We start from the raw sequence: 15,542 nt of genomic DNA, 5'->3' as shown, positions 1-15,542 counted from the left end.
CAAACTTACCTTGCGCAGGAGCGGGTGTTACTGCAACAGCAGAAACAGTTCTCATTGAGTCTGCCTCGGTTAACTGAGCGTTACCAAGATTGGAGTGAGTTAGTACTCACTCCAATCTTGGTAACGCTCAGTTAACCGAGGCAGACTCAATGAGAACTGTTTCTGCTGTTGCAGTAACACCCGCTCCTGCGCAAGGTAAGTTTGCTCAGCGATGGTGATACCTTCATTGGCGACAGCAATCACTTCGCTGTAGTTATTTCTGAACTGCAACGGTATTGAAATTCCGACGCCAACTTTATTCTCATTACCTTCTCGCTCAGCGCTCAAGCTAATCGTCGGATCGGCCGCGTTTTCAGCCTTGGCTTGTTTCGCTGCCACCTTGGCGACTAGCACTTGCTGATAAGCACTTTTCAGTGCTGGCAGCTCCGGAGAAACATCAAACTTGCTGGCTTGAACGGTTAAGGTATTGAGGAAGTCAAAAAAGGGTAGGCTAACGTCACCGAACAAACCTAAAACGGCACCATCTGCAGCAATTGATGCCTGCTCCGCTAAGGCATAATCGGCAGCATTACTGGCGACTTCAAGCTGCATCAGTTGCAACTCAATACTAGACAAGTCACCCACTTCAGTACGTTGGCGAGCTATTTCTAGCTGAGCTTTAGCGCGTTTGAACTGTTGTTGTTGAAATTGAAGCGCCTTTTGAGCTTGGCCTTGATTGGCCAACGCTTGTAGGCGTTCTGCCAACATTTGACTACGCTCAAGCGTAATATCAGACAGCAATATTTCACTCTCGAGCTGGGCCATACGAGTCGCTACGCCACGCTTGTCTCCCCAATCGATAGTTTGACTGATATCGAGCGTATAAGTGTCGTCGGTCGCATTTTGGTAGTTGATAGCCAATTGAGGGTTATAAACAGCTTTGTCGGCGGCTTGAATACTCAATTTTGCCTGTTGACGTCGCGCGGTTTGCGCTTGGATTTCTGGCAGTGCGTTAAAGCTCGACATCACTTGTGGCAGCCAGTCGTTAAACTGCCCAGCCTTGCTATTAGATGTGCTTAACTGTGATGCTGGCATTGCTGCCATTAAGTCTGCTTCTGCTGCTATGACCTGTGAGGTTGCGGCACTTGCCCAACACCCTAGCAACAGACTGGCGATTATGGTTTTTTTCATCGCGATTCCTATCTATCCGACGCTGAAAATGACTCTCTAATATAGACAGGCTTTGAAATCCCCAAGTTGGCGAATATTCAAAGACTCTTTATTTAAGAGAATATCGGTGTCGAATGTCATACCGACAGCCCATAACTAAACCGTTATTGGCTCATCAGTATCAATCTTTATAAGAGCAGTATGGATACACCTTTATGCTGCATTGCCAGTGGTGATGTGACTCGCCAACAGCATACAATTAGGTTCTATTCACACTAAATAAAAGGTAGAGATCCAGCAAAGATTAAATACGACAGTGGTTTAGATGAGAACAAAGCTCAATCATCTTAACTCAGGATGTCAGTACTTCGATGCTGATAGGGATCAAACGATTGGAGGGCGGTAATCTTGCAGTTGAACTGGTGGTAAGTATTGCTTGTCATTGCTTTTAAGCATGTCACCGACGGGAATAGCGGGGACTATCGACTGAATCGACATTGCGGTGACATGACCACCATGACAAGGGCAATCTAGACATAAGTCAAAACTCTTCGACTCTGTCTTAGAAATAGTATGTTCATGCACTACTGAGCCTGACTCATTCGCTGCTTCTAGCTCGAGCGGACAGGTACAATCACCAATACATTGGGCTAATGTGGTGACATCAGCATTAAACTGGATATGTGGGTGAGATTCGCCCTCTTGCTCATGATCGCCTAAATGTAACTGGTGCGCGCCGAGGTTGCCGCCTGCAAACTGCAGGAGAACAATAGCGATAAGCACTGTTGCCATCTTTAGGATATTTTGAGGAGCAAATAAACGCAAATTTCACCTATAAATTGAATTAAAAATAGTTCGGTCTTGCAGATATGACCGACATAATATCTTAAAGTTCACATAGAACAACTTATTATATTGCCCTAAGTGAACTTCGTCGTACTTAATACCTGGCATTATATGCTTTATTTAAACACACAATGCTTGGCGTAATCGGTCGCTTCATTGGTAGACCAATCACCTGATGGTTTATCACTCATCTGTTTGCACCAAGCTTCACTACCCACTTCAGGTGAACAGGCTGTCACTCCTAGCGCCAACGCTAAAGCCAAACATACCGTTGATAATTTTCGCAGAGACATATTTAAATCCTTTTTAGACGGGAGTGATTACTCACCAATATTTACTTTTTAGCTAGTATACCAAGAGTTGACGCTTTAGGTACGTGCAACAACCCAACCTATCGCTTCTTGCTTCTGCTCCAATGGGAACCAAGCGACCTCACCTTGCATAAAAGGCCCTAGCAACCTGACTGCATTACCGAACCAATCAGGCCCACCGACCAGTACTAAAGCATCAAAATTTGGCAGCTGTACTTCGCCACTGCCGGCTAACGATTGATGTTCCCACCCCTCTAGCAAGACATCGGCCTCAACGTATAGACACACTTTGCCATTGTTGTCTTGGCATTTTTCGATCATCGGCTGCAATATTTGGCCGTAATCTTCAGTGGATAATCGACCACTGGCAAATAAGCTAATCACGCCATTGGCGATATTGGGGATCTTACACAGCATATTTAGGCTCCGTAACGCTACACTTAAGTTTAGAAAGTCGTATCAATAATGGCTTGATGATAGCAAATCAAAATTGAAGGAAAAGCGGCTTAAGCCCTTATTTTAACTTAAAGTCTGTTAACATTGACCTTCATCAAGCTTAGCAGCGTCAACTTAGGCTTGAGATGACCCTTTTAAAGTAGGCATTATTCCTTGGCATTAATTAAAATATCCAACGCGGTTTCTATTCAAGATAGTGAAATTGAATGGCAATTTATACGCTCCAGTGGTGCTGGTGGTCAACACCTCAATAAAGTATCGACTGCAGCGCAGCTAATTTTTGATATTAAAAACTCATCTTTGCCAGAGTTTTACCAAGCTCGCCTGCTTGCCAAGGCTGACCATCGCATCACCAAAAGCGGCAAGATCATTATCAAGTGCCAACAAAGTCGTAGTCAGGACTTTAACCGTCAAACAGCACTAGAGCAGTTTGTCACCTTAGTCGCAAGCGTCACGATCGTGCAAAAAAAACGCATCGCCACCAAGCCGACCAAAGGCAGCCAACGTCGCCGAATTGACAGCAAAAAACAGAAAGGGGCAACCAAGGCCCTAAGACAAAATAAAAGCGGATATTGAGCATCAATACCTATCTGAGTTCGACAAGCGGATGATTATTTGTTGAAATCAATGACTCGCGCATTTAATACGGTTTATCCAAGGGGATTTTTCATGAGCAGCCAAGTCAAAGTATTACTCGTTAATGGTCCTAACCTGAACTTACTCGGACGCCGAGAGCCAGGACATTATGGACACCATACCCTTGAACAAATCGTAAATGGCCTAAAGCAACAGGCAGCCGATGCTGACGTGGCGCTCGATCACATTCAGTCTAACGCCGAACATCTGTTAATTGAGGCGATACACAATACCGATGCCGATTTTGTGATTATCAACCCAGCGGCTTTCACCCATACCAGTGTTGCACTGCGCGATGCCCTGTTAGGCGTTGCTATTCCGTTCATCGAAGTGCATCTGTCCAATGTCCATAGCCGTGAACCTTTTCGCCACCACTCCTATTTCTCCGATAAAGCCATTGGGGTTATCTGCGGTTTAGGCGCTCAGAGTTATCAATTTGCGTTGCAATCAGCGATCGCTCAGTTGCACACATCAAAAAACAAATAAGGTCACTGGCCCGTTATGGATATTCGTAAAATAAAGAAACTGATTGAGTTAGTTCAAGAGTCAGATATAGCTGAGTTAGAGATCAAAGAGGGTGAAGAGTCTGTGCGTATTTGTCGTCACAGTCCAGTACCTATGCCAGCTGGCGCACACACATATTTAGCCCCTGCAAGCAGTGTCGCCGCAGCCATTGCGGAGCCAAACAGCCATACTCGCACTAGCAAGCAATATGATGATTTAGACAGCCATAAGCTACTATCACCTATGGTCGGTACTCTCTACCTAACAGAAAAACACACCGATAAACCCTTATGCTTTGTTGGTCAGCAAGTGAAACAAGGTGATATTGTTTGCGCCATTGAAGCCATGACCATGATGAATAGTATTGCAGCAGACAAGAGTGGCACCATCACTGCCATATTAGTCGAAGATGGTGAGCAAATAGACTTTGCGCAACCGATATTAGTCATTGAGTAGAGTGAGCTTAGGCTCTCCCGAAAGAACACAACCAAGAGGCATAAACAGCAATGATACTGATAACCGGCGCGAGTTCAGGTTTAGGTGCCGCTTTGGCAGAGCTATACAGCCAAGAAACTACAGTTTGCATCAGCGGCCGTAATGCTGAGCGCTTAAGCACTATCGCAACCACGTTAGGGGCCAATGTTGACGCTCACGCCTGCGATCTCAGTGACGAACAATCTGTTACTGGGCTATTTGATTCATTGCCGCAAACACCCTCTGTCATTATCCACAGTGCCGGCAGTGGCTACTTTGGTCGTTTAGAAGATCAATCTGCAGCCGCGATAAACTCCTTGATCACTAATAATATAACCTCAGCAATAATGCTACTGCGTGAGGCCGTCAAACGCTATAAAGATAAGCCTGTCACCGTCGTTATGGTCATGTCGACAGCGGCGCAAATTGCCAAGGCTGAAGAGTCCACTTACTGTGCTGCGAAATGGGCTGTACGGGGCTTAGTTGAGTCAGTGCGACTCGAGTTAAAAAAACATCCAATGAAACTGATTGCGGTATACCCCGGTGGTATGGCAACACCGTTTTGGGCTAGCAGTGGTAAAACCCTCAATACCAGTCAATTTATGAGCGCAGAAGAAGCCGCTTTGATGTTAAAGCAAGCACTGACAGCAACAGAACATGGTTATATATCAGATATCACCATTAACCGCGGATAGTTCTAATACGCTAGATAAAACGATAAAGTGAAATAATGGAATCGTTTTCTATACTTACTGAAATTGATCTACATTATACCAATGGTATTACTCAACGTTCACTTAGGAGTATTGATGCGAAGCTGCCTTATATTCAGCCTATTTACCGCCCTGTGTTTATTTATTGGCTACCACGCTTATTTTTTCATCATGCCTAGCGTTGAGATCAACAACCAATCAGGGCAGCTGCTTACCCGCGTGGAGGTCAGCCTTCCCAATAATAACCTGGTATTCGATAATATCGACCCGTCTAAAAGCATGCGCATTCACCACAGCACCGAACAAGTGGATGGCGAATACATCTATCGCATTCGCTTATCTTCCGGTGAACAGATTAATGGCCGCTGCGGTTACGTTACCCGCGATCAATATATGAAAGTACTCGCCTTAACCGTTAACAATGAACACCAGGTCAACTGCATAGAGTAGATCTGTTCGCTACACTATGACTTCCTTCATGAGCTGTGCTATTTGATTAAAGCTGGTTTGGGCGTTTTTATAATCCACTTCAATTGATATTAGGTCACCATTTAACGCCATCACCAAAGAGGGAAAGCCTTGAATGGGTAATCGTCGAGCCTGAGCTATCTCTTGCTGTAGTCGACTTTGAGTTGCGTCACTATTGAGAGCTAACGAAAAGGCCTCTGCATCCATGCCCAACGACTTTGCGATCCCAATAAGCGTTGTATCATCAGAAGGGTTCTTCGCCTCAAGATAATATGCATGTTGCACCGCAACATAGAACTCTTTTTCCAGCCCTGCATCTCGCGCTAATAACACGCCCCTACAGGCTGGGTAAGTGGCTCTTCTAGGCTGACATTCTGCCCAAAAATCGAAGTTGAATTTGCTGCCCAGTTCCACCGAGATCCGTTGCCATGTTTGCTGTAAATAATCCTGCATCTCTGGCGGCATCCGCTCATTGGTATCTGCTGCGAGCCCGCCTAAACGATACTCGATAGTGAGCTCTGGGAATTGTTGTTTCAGCTGTTCTTCTAAGAATGACCATGTTGGTTTATAGCCCCAACACCAGCTGCACATAGGGTCGTAAACGTAAAATAGAGTGGCTAGATTCATAAGTTCGACGTCATCCTGATTGAATTGAGAATTAAACGAGGGGCTGGTGCAGTTTCAATCAATAACATAAACACCCCCCTGCTTATCGCTACTTATCGGTATAAAATGCTATTTTGCTGCATACAAGCCCACATCAGGTTACCGCTATCGCTAAAAATGTCCACTCAAAGAGCATTTTATACGCCATATATATATTCACGTTGCAGACTATTGCCTACACGGCATTCCCGATGATAACGGCGATATTAGTCCACCATTTGATGCTGAAGTCTACGTAATACCATTTAGGCACCGGAACACAATAAAGTCGGTAAATGGCGTATGACACTTGAGCTAAAAGGCAAAGTCATTGCCGAGAAAACCTTTAAAGTGCACACGAATGAGGAGGATGATAAAATTGGTGCATTCTGGAAACGGCGCGGATTTTAAGCTCTCCCTTTACAGATAACAGCAATTTCGGTCAGGTAACCCTTGAGGCTCACTGCAATAATAGCGTCACACTTGAGAAGGAATTGAAATGAGCCAGCAGGCAAGCCAACACTATTCAGCCAAAATTGTCGCTATTTGCGATTATATTGCACTGCATTTAGACGACAACTTAAATGTGGAGCGGTTGAGCCAAGTTGCGCATTTTTCAAAATACCACTTTCATCGACAGTTTCAGATTTTTACTGGGGTAAACGTCGCCAGATACGTCTTGATGATGCGTCTTAAAAGAGCCTCATATCGATTAGTATTTCATCCTGATGAGCGGATAACGGATATCGCACTTGATGCTAGCTTTGAGAACTCAGAATCTTTCTCTCGTGCATTTAAAAAAGCATTTATACAAACTCCCTCTCAATTTCGCCTCACACCGAATTGGCAGCTGTGGAGTCGTGAGTATGAGAAAGTAAACCTAACGAGGAATGATACTGTGAACGTAGAATTAACCACCCGAGCAGTGACTATGGTTGCGGTGCTAGAACACCATGGCGCCCCCTACACACTGAATAACTCAATCCAACAATTCATCACTTGGCGTAAAGCAAGCCAAGAGTCTCCTGTCGCCACCAGCCAATCTATTGGTGTGCCATATAATGACCCGAATATCGTCCCCGCTGAACAGTTTCACTTTGATATTTGTGGCGAAGTAGCGCAAAAGGTGCAACCCAATGACCATGGCGTTATCACTAAAGTTATTCCTGGTGGTCGCTTTGCCAAGATCCGTCACCTAGGGTCACATCAGCAGATGGATGAGAAGATCTATCTGTTCTATCGAGACTGGCTTCCTAACAGCGGTGAAACCTTAAATGATTTTCCGCTATTTTTTCAATACATCAACCTGTTTCCAGAAGTGCCTGAAAGTGAGTTGATTACTGATATCTATTTTGCATTGAAATAGACACTAACCTCTTCAAACAGCCCTTAGTGAACAGCTATCATTGAGGGCTTAGTTTGTTAATACCAATACCGTTCTGCCAAACGCCCCCTATAGTTTGCTAAAGTTAATCAAGAGACAGCCTTTTCAAAGGCTAAATTTCGCAAAAATGACCGCTCGCGACTGTTAACTAATTGTTGATAATATTGTGCGTTTGTGTTTATTAGTCTGTAGGCTTTTTAAATAGCATTTGTCGATTGAACATTGTTTAATGGGACTTTTTTCGTTAGTAAGTACTTTATCGGGTATTGCCTATGTCAAACTTTTTACTTGCCTTATCTCAAGGGACGATGGGGAAAGCAGTCAAGCGTTTGCTGTTTCTATTCATGCTCATCGTTATCTTTCCGGCCACTGCAAATACCGATGTCATAGCAGATACGTCGCCCTCAAAAATAACCACTCTAGATGCGCCACAATTAACCCAATCTCAAGTCAGGAATATCGTAATTGAGCTTAAATATCTCGATGAGGTCCTAACCTCTTCGGTGCAAAGTTATGCGTTTTCAGCTGATGCTAAATGGCTAGATCGCTACAGGGATTTTGAACCCAAACTCAACGCCTTAATTGAGACTCTGATATCGAGTCAGTCTATAGAAGACAAAGAGATAATCGCCGAACTACAGTTATCAAACGCATCTTTAATTAAGCTTGAAGAGCATGTGATCGAGCTTGTTGCTGATGGCGATAACGCTGAAGGCATTAGCATCATCAACAGTGATGAATATCAGTACTATAAAAGCCGCTATATGGCGCTATTGTTAGCGCTTGCGAGCAAAATTGAAGAACGCGCAACCATCGAACCTGGCCAGCATGTACAGAGCAACACACTCATATTGAGCGATGAAGAAAAGTTATGGATTGACAATAATAGCGTTCGTATTGGTATCGAACACTGGCCGCCGATGTTATTTGTCAATGATGACGATTCAATTGGCGGCTTAGCGGGAGAGATCGTGAGTCAAATTGTCAATAAAACGGGCCTGAAAGTTGAACTGGTTAAAGACAGTTGGGCCAACCTATTGTCGCAGTTCAAAAAGGGCGAGATTGATCTACTTCCCCATGCCTATGTGACTGAAGAGCGCAAAGAGTTTGGACATTACTCCACCCCCTATTTCTTAGTTCGGAATCTATTTTTTGTACGACTAGACAGGACAGAGTTTAACAGCGGCGCAGACCTAAGTAACAGCAAAGTCGCAGTTGCTAAAAGCTATACCACTATCAAGAAGATTAAATCTCTGTACCCCAATATTCAGGTGATTGAAACCAATGGCATTGATGAAGCCGTGCAAATGGTCTTGGACGGAGAAGTCGATGCGCTAATAGATGCATCGACGGCCGTCGATGATTGGATGTCTCGTCATAACATGCATCAACTGAGACCAATCAATGAGGACGTTATTGCCCCATCAACACTGCATCTATTTTCACACATAGATCATCCTTTATTAGCCAGTATTCTGCAAAAAGGCTTAGATTCACTGAGGTTAAGAGATTTAATCCTCACCAGAGATGATTGGCTAAAACCCATAAAAAATAAAATGATCGATGATGGATCAACGGACTTTATGAGTTCTATGTGGCTTATCATTGCTATTGTTGCTGTACTTTTAATCTTAGCAACGATCATAACGTCGACAGTATTGAGAGCAAACGATAAAAGCTTAGCCAAAATGTTCGCTTCGGATAAGCTTAAAGGTTCGATATTTATTGGTTTAATTATACTAACGGTATTTTTGGTTATTGCGGCAAATGTGGTGACGCGTTACGCCGAAAAGCAGAGTACAAGCGCCTTAGAGTACAACCTCAATACGCTACTAACATCGACTCACGAAAGAATGTTGACATGGGTTGAGTCCGAGTTAACCGTGCTAGAAAGGGTGGGGGGAAACCATAAGTTTATCAATTTAGTCGAGCAGCTATTACAGGTTCCTAGGGATCATGATTCCTTACTGAATTCACCGCTACAATCCCAAGTCAGAGAGTTCTTTGAAGAGAGCCAAGGCAAAGAACCGACATACGGTTTTTTCGTTATCTCAGCAGACAACATTAGCATCTCTTCAGGCAGAGATTCCAATATTGGTGCTATCAATCTGATCCATCAGCAACGACCTGATCTATTAGAAAGAGTATTAGCTGGCAATAGCGTTTTTGTGCCGCCGATCCGCTCGGATGTCTATTTTGATGGCTTAGAGCATGGCAACAAACAGAACAAGCCAACCACCATGTTTTTTGCTGCACCTATCATCAACAAATACAATCAGGTCATTGCCATTTTAACCAAACGCGTCAGATTTGAGGGGACATTTTCAACAATATTGTCGGCGGGATTTATTGGCCGTAGTGGTGAAACTTATGCGCTTGATAGCGCAGGATTGCTACTGTCAAATGTACGCTTTGAGGATGATCTAAGACAGATAGGTTTAATTGAGGATAAGCAAAGATCTTCCCTTAATTTGCGCATTGCCGATCCCGGACAGAACTTACTCGACAATCCTCAACCTGCAGACCCTGCATGGCCATTAACCTATATGGCAAGACAAATTGCCGATAAAAGGTCGGGCGCTAACCTATCGGGTTATCGCGATTATCGAGGTGTCGAGGTCGCCGGCAGCTGGGTATGGGATGACTTACTGGGTGTAGGCCTGGTGGCAGAAGTCGATATTGACGAATCATTTGCTTTACTCAACACATTTAAGTATTCCATCTGGTCACTATTGAGCCTATCGCTAATTCTGTTACTCGGCAGCACCCTCTTTACCCTTCGTATTGGAACCCGGGCCACCCGTGCGCTAGTGAGATCACGCTCAGAACTTGAAGTGTTAGTCAAAGAGCGAACCCAAGAGCTGCAAGTCAGTATGCAGCGCACTAGAGCAATCATAGATAACGCCTCAGATGGTATTATTGTTGTTAATGATCATGGCTTGATCCAAGAGTTTAGCCCCTCAGCAGAATCTATTTTTGGCTATGAAAAACATGAACTGCTGCAAACAAGCATTAAAGCGTTAATGGATATCCCCTTTCATGAACAATACTGTAAGGCAATGGAAAACAGCCATGCCGAAAATCTATTACTAGAGCTGCAAGGCCATTGCAAAGACGGCAATGAAATCGACATTGAAGTGGCTGTGAATGAAAGTCGATTAGAGCAAGAGGTGATGTACACCGCTATCGTCCGCGACGCAACATTACGCAAAGAAGCCGAACGTGAGCTAAATGCAGCAAAACAAAAAGCGGAAGAAGCGACCAAGGCTAAAAGTGATTTCCTCGCCAATATGAGCCATGAGATCCGCACACCAATGAATGCCATCATTGGCATGAGTTACTTAGCGATGCAAACCGAGCTCAACCGCAAACAAGCGGGTTATGTCAGTAAAATTCAAACTTCTGCAGAATTATTACTGGGCATCATCAACGACATCTTGGATTTCTCCAAGATTGAAGCGGGAAAATTGGATCTCGAACACATCGATTTCAACCTTAACGACTCCATCGATAGTCTAGTGCATATCATTGCACAAAAGAGTCAGCAAAAAGAGATTGAACTGTTGATCGATATTGCACCTGAACTGCCGGTTAATTTAGTGGGAGATCCGCTCCGTTTAGGGCAAATACTGATTAACTTGGCCAATAATGCGATTAAGTTTACTGAGAGTGGTGAGATCATCATTAAGGCAGAGTTGCTGGAAACGGTGGCTAAAGAAGTTGTAGTCCAATTCTCTGTAAAAGATAGCGGCATTGGTATGACGGAAGCACAATTGGGTCGCTTATTTAAGTCATTTAGCCAAGCTGACGCATCAACCACGCGTAAATATGGCGGTACCGGTCTTGGTCTAACCATCAGTAAGACCTTAACAGAGATGATGAATGGCCATATTTGGGTTGAAAGTGACTACGGCAAAGGCAGCATTTTTTACTTTACGGCGCGGTTCGGCGTATCCACGACATCTAATGGAAAAGTAAATTATCATACAAAAAACCTTAAAGGGCTGCCGATACTTATCGTCGACGATAGCCTAGCTGCACGAGAGATCCTGTTTACCCTGACTGAGAGCTTAGATTTCTCACCCGATCTAGCCGCTTCAGGCAAAGAAGCCTTAGAGAAACTGATTCAGGCCGAGCTAGCAGGTAATCCATACAAGTTAGTGATCAGCGACTGGAAAATGCCTAACATGAATGGATTAGAGTTAGGACAAGCCATCGCCGATAGCAAGCAACTCAAAGCCCCACCTAAGTTTGTCATCATGACGGCATACGATCGTGATGACATGCTGCAGCAATCTAAAAATATCAAACTAGATAGCAGCTTAACTAAACCGGTAAGCATATCGACGTTACTCGATACCGTCTTAAAAGTGATGAATAACGAAAGAGTTCCCCAGAGCCAGGTTCATGACGGAAAGCTAGATTTTTCAACTACGGAGCACATCTCAGGGGCACACATTTTATTAGTGGAAGATAACGTGATAAATCAAGAGGTCGCTATTGAACTGCTTACGCTAGCAGGGCTAAAAGTCTCTTCCGCTTGGAATGGTGCCGAAGCAGTAGCAAGAGTTGCGAGTGAAAAATTTGACGCCGTGTTGATGGATATGCAGATGCCTATTATGGATGGATACGAGGCAACACGAGCCATTAGAAAAGACGCCAAAAATACCGACTTACCCATCATTGCCATGACTGCAAATGCCATGAGCGGCGATAGAGAAAAGTGTATTGCAGCAGGAATGAATGACCACTTGAGAAAGCCTATCGATCCGCAACAAGTATTTCGAACCCTCGCCCACTGGGTAAGCATTAATGAAGAAGCCATCGCCCTAAACACTAAAAATGGTGCTGTCAATAAAGCTTTTAATATTGAAGGGTTTGATACCGAGGCGGCGATAGCAAGGATGGCTGGCAACCTGAAAATCTATAAAAAAACGCTCACTCGTGTTGTTAACGATGAGGCCGACTCAATAGTACGGGTGCGCGAAGCACTGCAGCAAAATGATCTACAGACAGCCATTTTAGTCTCTCATACCCTAAAAGGTATTGCTGGCAGCATAGGCGCCAACTATTTGGTGCCGCCCACCGAAGCATTAGAGTTGTTGCTGGGCAAGCAGTTAAAATCAGCTCAAGCTGGTGAGCATAATGAAGAGGTAGCGTCTCTGCTAATTGAATCAGAGCAACTACTGCAACAGATGATTGCAGCGATTAGTCATGCTCTGGCTACAGATGAGCTTGACCATGTGCAACAGAGCAAGCCTGAAACCCCAATTGATCCGGCCCAGTTTGAGCGGCTTATTGAGACCCTAAAAGAGCAACTTGGAAACTATGATACTGCCGTGGCGGAGACATTCGACAGCATCATTGAGTTAGCCCAATTGGACCCCAGCGAGGCTGGTGTGAGTAAGATCCTCAATGCGCTAGAGAGTTATGATTTTGATACTGCCGAAACGCTATTACCGCTATTTATTGATACCGTACAACAAAAAATACAGGCCGTATCTAATGGCAAGCCGACATAACTTTGAGAACGGCGAGGCTCAAGTGGCCTTAATTAAATCGACACTATTGGAGTCAAAATAGTATTTTCTGTAACGCTAAGGGATAGAGCTATGTCAGAAGAAAATAGATCCATCATTCTTACAGTGGATGACACTGTGACCAACATCGAAGTCGTTAAAGGCGTTTTATTTGATGACTACCTAGTGCAAGCAGCACTGAGTGGTGAAGTGGCATTAAAGATCATCAATAAGCGCAAACCAGACCTGATATTACTTGATGTTATGATGCCAGGCATGGATGGCTATGAAGTATGTGAGCGCCTCAAAGCCGATGAAGCGACCCGTGATATTCCTATTATTTTCTTAACCGCAAAGTCCCAAGAGGAGGATGAAGCCAAAGGGTTAGCGCTTGGCGCGGTTGACTATATAACCAAACCCATTAGCCCATCTATTTTGAAAGTACGGGTAAAAAATCACTTACTGCTTAAAGCGTCAAGAGAGTTATTGGAAAAGCAGAATGAGGTGTTAGAAGAGCGAGTGTTGCAACGCACTATTCAGCTCAATGAGCTACAAGATGTCGCGATGGTTGCGATGGGGGCGCTGGCCGAATCAAGGGACGCTGACACGGGCAACCATATTAGGCGGACTCAACGTTATGTAAAAATCCTCGCCGAAGAGTTAGCCACCACTGATAAATATAAAGCATATTTACAGCCTGATATTATCACTGCACTGTTTAAATCCGCGCCGTTACACGATATCGGTAAGGTTGGCGTTGCAGACCGTATTTTGCTAAAGCCAGGTAAACTGACTGCTGTAGAGTTTGAAGAGATGAAACGTCACACCACTTATGGTCGTGATGCAATAGCAGCGGCTGAAGGGTCGATAAATATTGCTGATAACTTTCTTATTTTTGCCAAGGAGATCGCCTATTATCACCATGAAAAATGGGATGGTAGTGGTTACCCCGAAGGCCTAGTGGGTGAACAGACACCAGTATCCGCTCGTTTAATGGCCATAGCCGATGTTTATGATGCCTTGATCAGTAAGCGGATCTATAAAGATGCATTCAGCCATCAAAATGCCGTTGATATCATAGTTGCAGGCAGAGGCACTCATTTCGATCCACTGATGGTGGACAGCTTTGTTAAGATTGTCGATAAGTTCTACCAAATTGCTGAAACCTATAAAGACAAAAACTAATACTGATAAAATCAGCTGAAGCCTTAACACTATCGCCTTACCGTTCATATACGAAAAAGCCCCAGCATTTCTGCTAAGGGCTTCGTCTTAATGTGGCGGAGAGATAGCTGAGTTTAAACATTAGGAACCCTTAGGGTTCGACTCTGCCATTTAAAAAGCAAAAAGCCCGCTATAAAATAGCGGGCTTTTCTAATGTGGCGGAGAGATAGGGATTTGAACCCTAGACGGGCTATAAACCCGTGCCGGTTTTCAAGACCGGTGCATTCGACCACTCTGCCATCTCTCCGAACGCCGTGAATAATAGGGATATCGAGTTAGAATGTAAAGCCTATATTGGTTCAACTGGGCAACAAATAGACCATTTAATGCATTTTCTGTAATAAAGCCGTTTCCTTGCTGGATTATCCAGCAAACCAGCGCATAAAAATCACCATTATCCGCATCAACTTACTCGCTAATCATATTTGCTTACCTTTATCTCTAGCTAATATATGAATTATTGCACAGCCAACATGTCTCAAATTGAAGTAGAAACACCAATATCAATAAAGGAACTATTGTATGACAAGATTATTAACCCTGCTGAAACAGAATCGCTCACTCATTTTATTTGTGTCACTCATGCTGGTTTTTAGAAGCGCCGTTGCCGATTGGAATAGCGTGCCCACCGGTTCGATGAAACCTACTATCGTTGAAGGTGATCGTTTATTGGTCAATAAGATGGCTTATGATCTGCGCATTCCGTTTACCCATATATCCATTGTTAAGCTTGCGGATCCGCAACGGGGCGATATCGTGATTTTTGATTCAAAGGCCAGTGGCAAAAAGTTGGTCAAACGAGTGATAGGTCTTCCTAGTGACACCATCTCAATGCGCGACAATGTGTTATCGATTAATGGCAAAGCTTTGCAGTACAGCGATGCATCTTCGCAACAGGATGACGCTTCAGAGATCCGAGTTGAAAATCTTTTGGGCTTGAGCCATCAAGTAAAATTAGCAGGCATTTCCGGGCAAGGCGTTATCACGGATCAATCTAGTTTTGGCCCTATAACTGTGCCAGCAGACCATTATTTGGTACTTGGGGATAATCGCGATCACAGCGCGGATTCGAGAATGATAGGCTTTGTGCCACGAGCCGAAATTGTTGGCCGTTCAAAAACCGTGGTGTTTTCGGCTAATTACGATAACTACTACCTACCTAGACAAGATCGTTTCCTGCATTCGTTATAAGCAGCTACTCCTAAGAAGGCTT

Annotated in this window: 14 protein-coding genes, 1 tRNA gene and 1 pseudogene; 10 read left to right on the top strand and 6 right to left on the bottom strand. The window is 44.1% G+C overall.

The genetic code is table 11. The features are described from left to right. Positions 1–105: 105 nt before the first annotated feature. The 4 genes and pseudogenes from L2755_RS08995 to L2755_RS08980 all read right to left on the bottom strand — a co-directional run. A pseudogene (locus L2755_RS08995) lies at positions 106–1,170 on the bottom strand (TolC family protein); the annotation flags it as partial. 363 nt (positions 1,171–1,533) lie between these two features. After that, positions 1,534–1,941, bottom strand: coding sequence for a hypothetical protein (locus L2755_RS08990; protein WP_248980353.1), 408 nt, complete (start codon positions 1,939–1,941; stop codon positions 1,534–1,536). Between the two features lie 170 nt (positions 1,942–2,111). Further along, complete coding sequence (locus tag L2755_RS08985; RefSeq protein ID WP_248980351.1) at positions 2,112–2,288, bottom strand: DUF3012 domain-containing protein; 177 nt, start codon at positions 2,286–2,288, stop codon at positions 2,112–2,114. Positions 2,289–2,363: 75 nt separating this feature from the next. Further along, positions 2,364–2,723, bottom strand: coding sequence for a SpoIIAA family protein (locus tag L2755_RS08980; protein WP_248980350.1), 360 nt, complete (start codon positions 2,721–2,723; stop codon positions 2,364–2,366). Positions 2,724–2,915: 192 nt separating this feature from the next. Here L2755_RS08980 and arfB point away from each other — a divergent pair, with 192 nt between their 5' ends. From arfB to L2755_RS08955, 5 genes are all read left to right on the top strand, one after another. Beyond that, on the top strand, positions 2,916–3,338 hold the full coding sequence (gene arfB, locus L2755_RS08975; RefSeq protein ID WP_248980349.1) for an alternative ribosome rescue aminoacyl-tRNA hydrolase ArfB: 423 nt from the start codon (positions 2,916–2,918) through the stop codon (positions 3,336–3,338). Positions 3,339–3,431: 93 nt separating this feature from the next. Beyond that, on the top strand, positions 3,432–3,884 hold the full coding sequence (gene aroQ, locus L2755_RS08970) for a type II 3-dehydroquinate dehydratase (RefSeq protein WP_248980348.1): 453 nt from the start codon (positions 3,432–3,434) through the stop codon (positions 3,882–3,884). 15 nt (positions 3,885–3,899) lie between these two features. Further along, positions 3,900–4,358: an acetyl-CoA carboxylase biotin carboxyl carrier protein gene (gene accB / locus L2755_RS08965; protein ID WP_248980347.1), complete on the top strand. Its 459-nt coding sequence runs from the start codon at positions 3,900–3,902 to the stop codon at positions 4,356–4,358. 50 nt (positions 4,359–4,408) lie between these two features. Beyond that, positions 4,409–5,071: an SDR family NAD(P)-dependent oxidoreductase gene (locus L2755_RS08960; protein ID WP_248980346.1), complete on the top strand. Its 663-nt coding sequence runs from the start codon at positions 4,409–4,411 to the stop codon at positions 5,069–5,071. Positions 5,072–5,185: 114 nt separating this feature from the next. Further along, positions 5,186–5,539: a hypothetical protein gene (locus tag L2755_RS08955; RefSeq protein ID WP_248980345.1), complete on the top strand. Its 354-nt coding sequence runs from the start codon at positions 5,186–5,188 to the stop codon at positions 5,537–5,539. 9 nt (positions 5,540–5,548) lie between these two features. Here L2755_RS08955 and L2755_RS08950 read toward each other — a convergent pair whose 3' ends face one another. Continuing rightward, the gene (locus L2755_RS08950; RefSeq protein WP_248980344.1) at positions 5,549–6,184 is read right to left on the bottom strand and encodes a DsbA family protein; all 636 of its coding nucleotides are present in this window, start codon (positions 6,182–6,184) and stop codon (positions 5,549–5,551) included. A 321-nt stretch (positions 6,185–6,505) separates the two neighbouring features. Between L2755_RS08950 and L2755_RS22385 the strand changes: the two genes are divergently transcribed. From L2755_RS22385 to L2755_RS08935, 4 genes are all read left to right on the top strand, one after another. Next, a complete protein-coding gene (locus L2755_RS22385; protein WP_428847783.1) occupies positions 6,506–6,613 on the top strand; it encodes a hypothetical protein in 108 nt (35 codons plus the stop codon). An 88-nt stretch (positions 6,614–6,701) separates the two neighbouring features. Continuing rightward, entirely contained in the window at positions 6,702–7,568 is an 867-nt protein-coding gene (locus tag L2755_RS08945; protein ID WP_248980343.1) for an AraC family transcriptional regulator, read from the top strand. A gap of 290 nt (positions 7,569–7,858) precedes the next feature. Continuing rightward, the gene (locus tag L2755_RS08940; protein ID WP_248980342.1) at positions 7,859–13,108 is read left to right on the top strand and encodes a response regulator; all 5,250 of its coding nucleotides are present in this window, start codon (positions 7,859–7,861) and stop codon (positions 13,106–13,108) included. Positions 13,109–13,198: 90 nt separating this feature from the next. After that, complete coding sequence (locus tag L2755_RS08935; protein WP_248980341.1) at positions 13,199–14,290, top strand: response regulator; 1,092 nt, start codon at positions 13,199–13,201, stop codon at positions 14,288–14,290. A 195-nt stretch (positions 14,291–14,485) separates the two neighbouring features. Here the strand turns inward: L2755_RS08935 and L2755_RS08930 are convergent. Beyond that, positions 14,486–14,576: transfer RNA gene (locus L2755_RS08930), tRNA-Ser, on the bottom strand. Positions 14,577–14,851: 275 nt separating this feature from the next. Between L2755_RS08930 and lepB the strand changes: the two genes are divergently transcribed. Then, the gene (gene lepB / locus L2755_RS08925; RefSeq protein WP_248980340.1) at positions 14,852–15,520 is read left to right on the top strand and encodes a signal peptidase I; all 669 of its coding nucleotides are present in this window, start codon (positions 14,852–14,854) and stop codon (positions 15,518–15,520) included. The last annotated feature ends 22 nt before the right edge of the window (positions 15,521–15,542 follow it).

It is taken from the genome of Shewanella abyssi (genome assembly GCF_023284025.1).
Lineage (GTDB): Bacteria > Pseudomonadota > Gammaproteobacteria > Enterobacterales > Shewanellaceae > Shewanella > Shewanella abyssi.
This window is presented reverse-complemented; position numbering and strand designations above follow the sequence as displayed.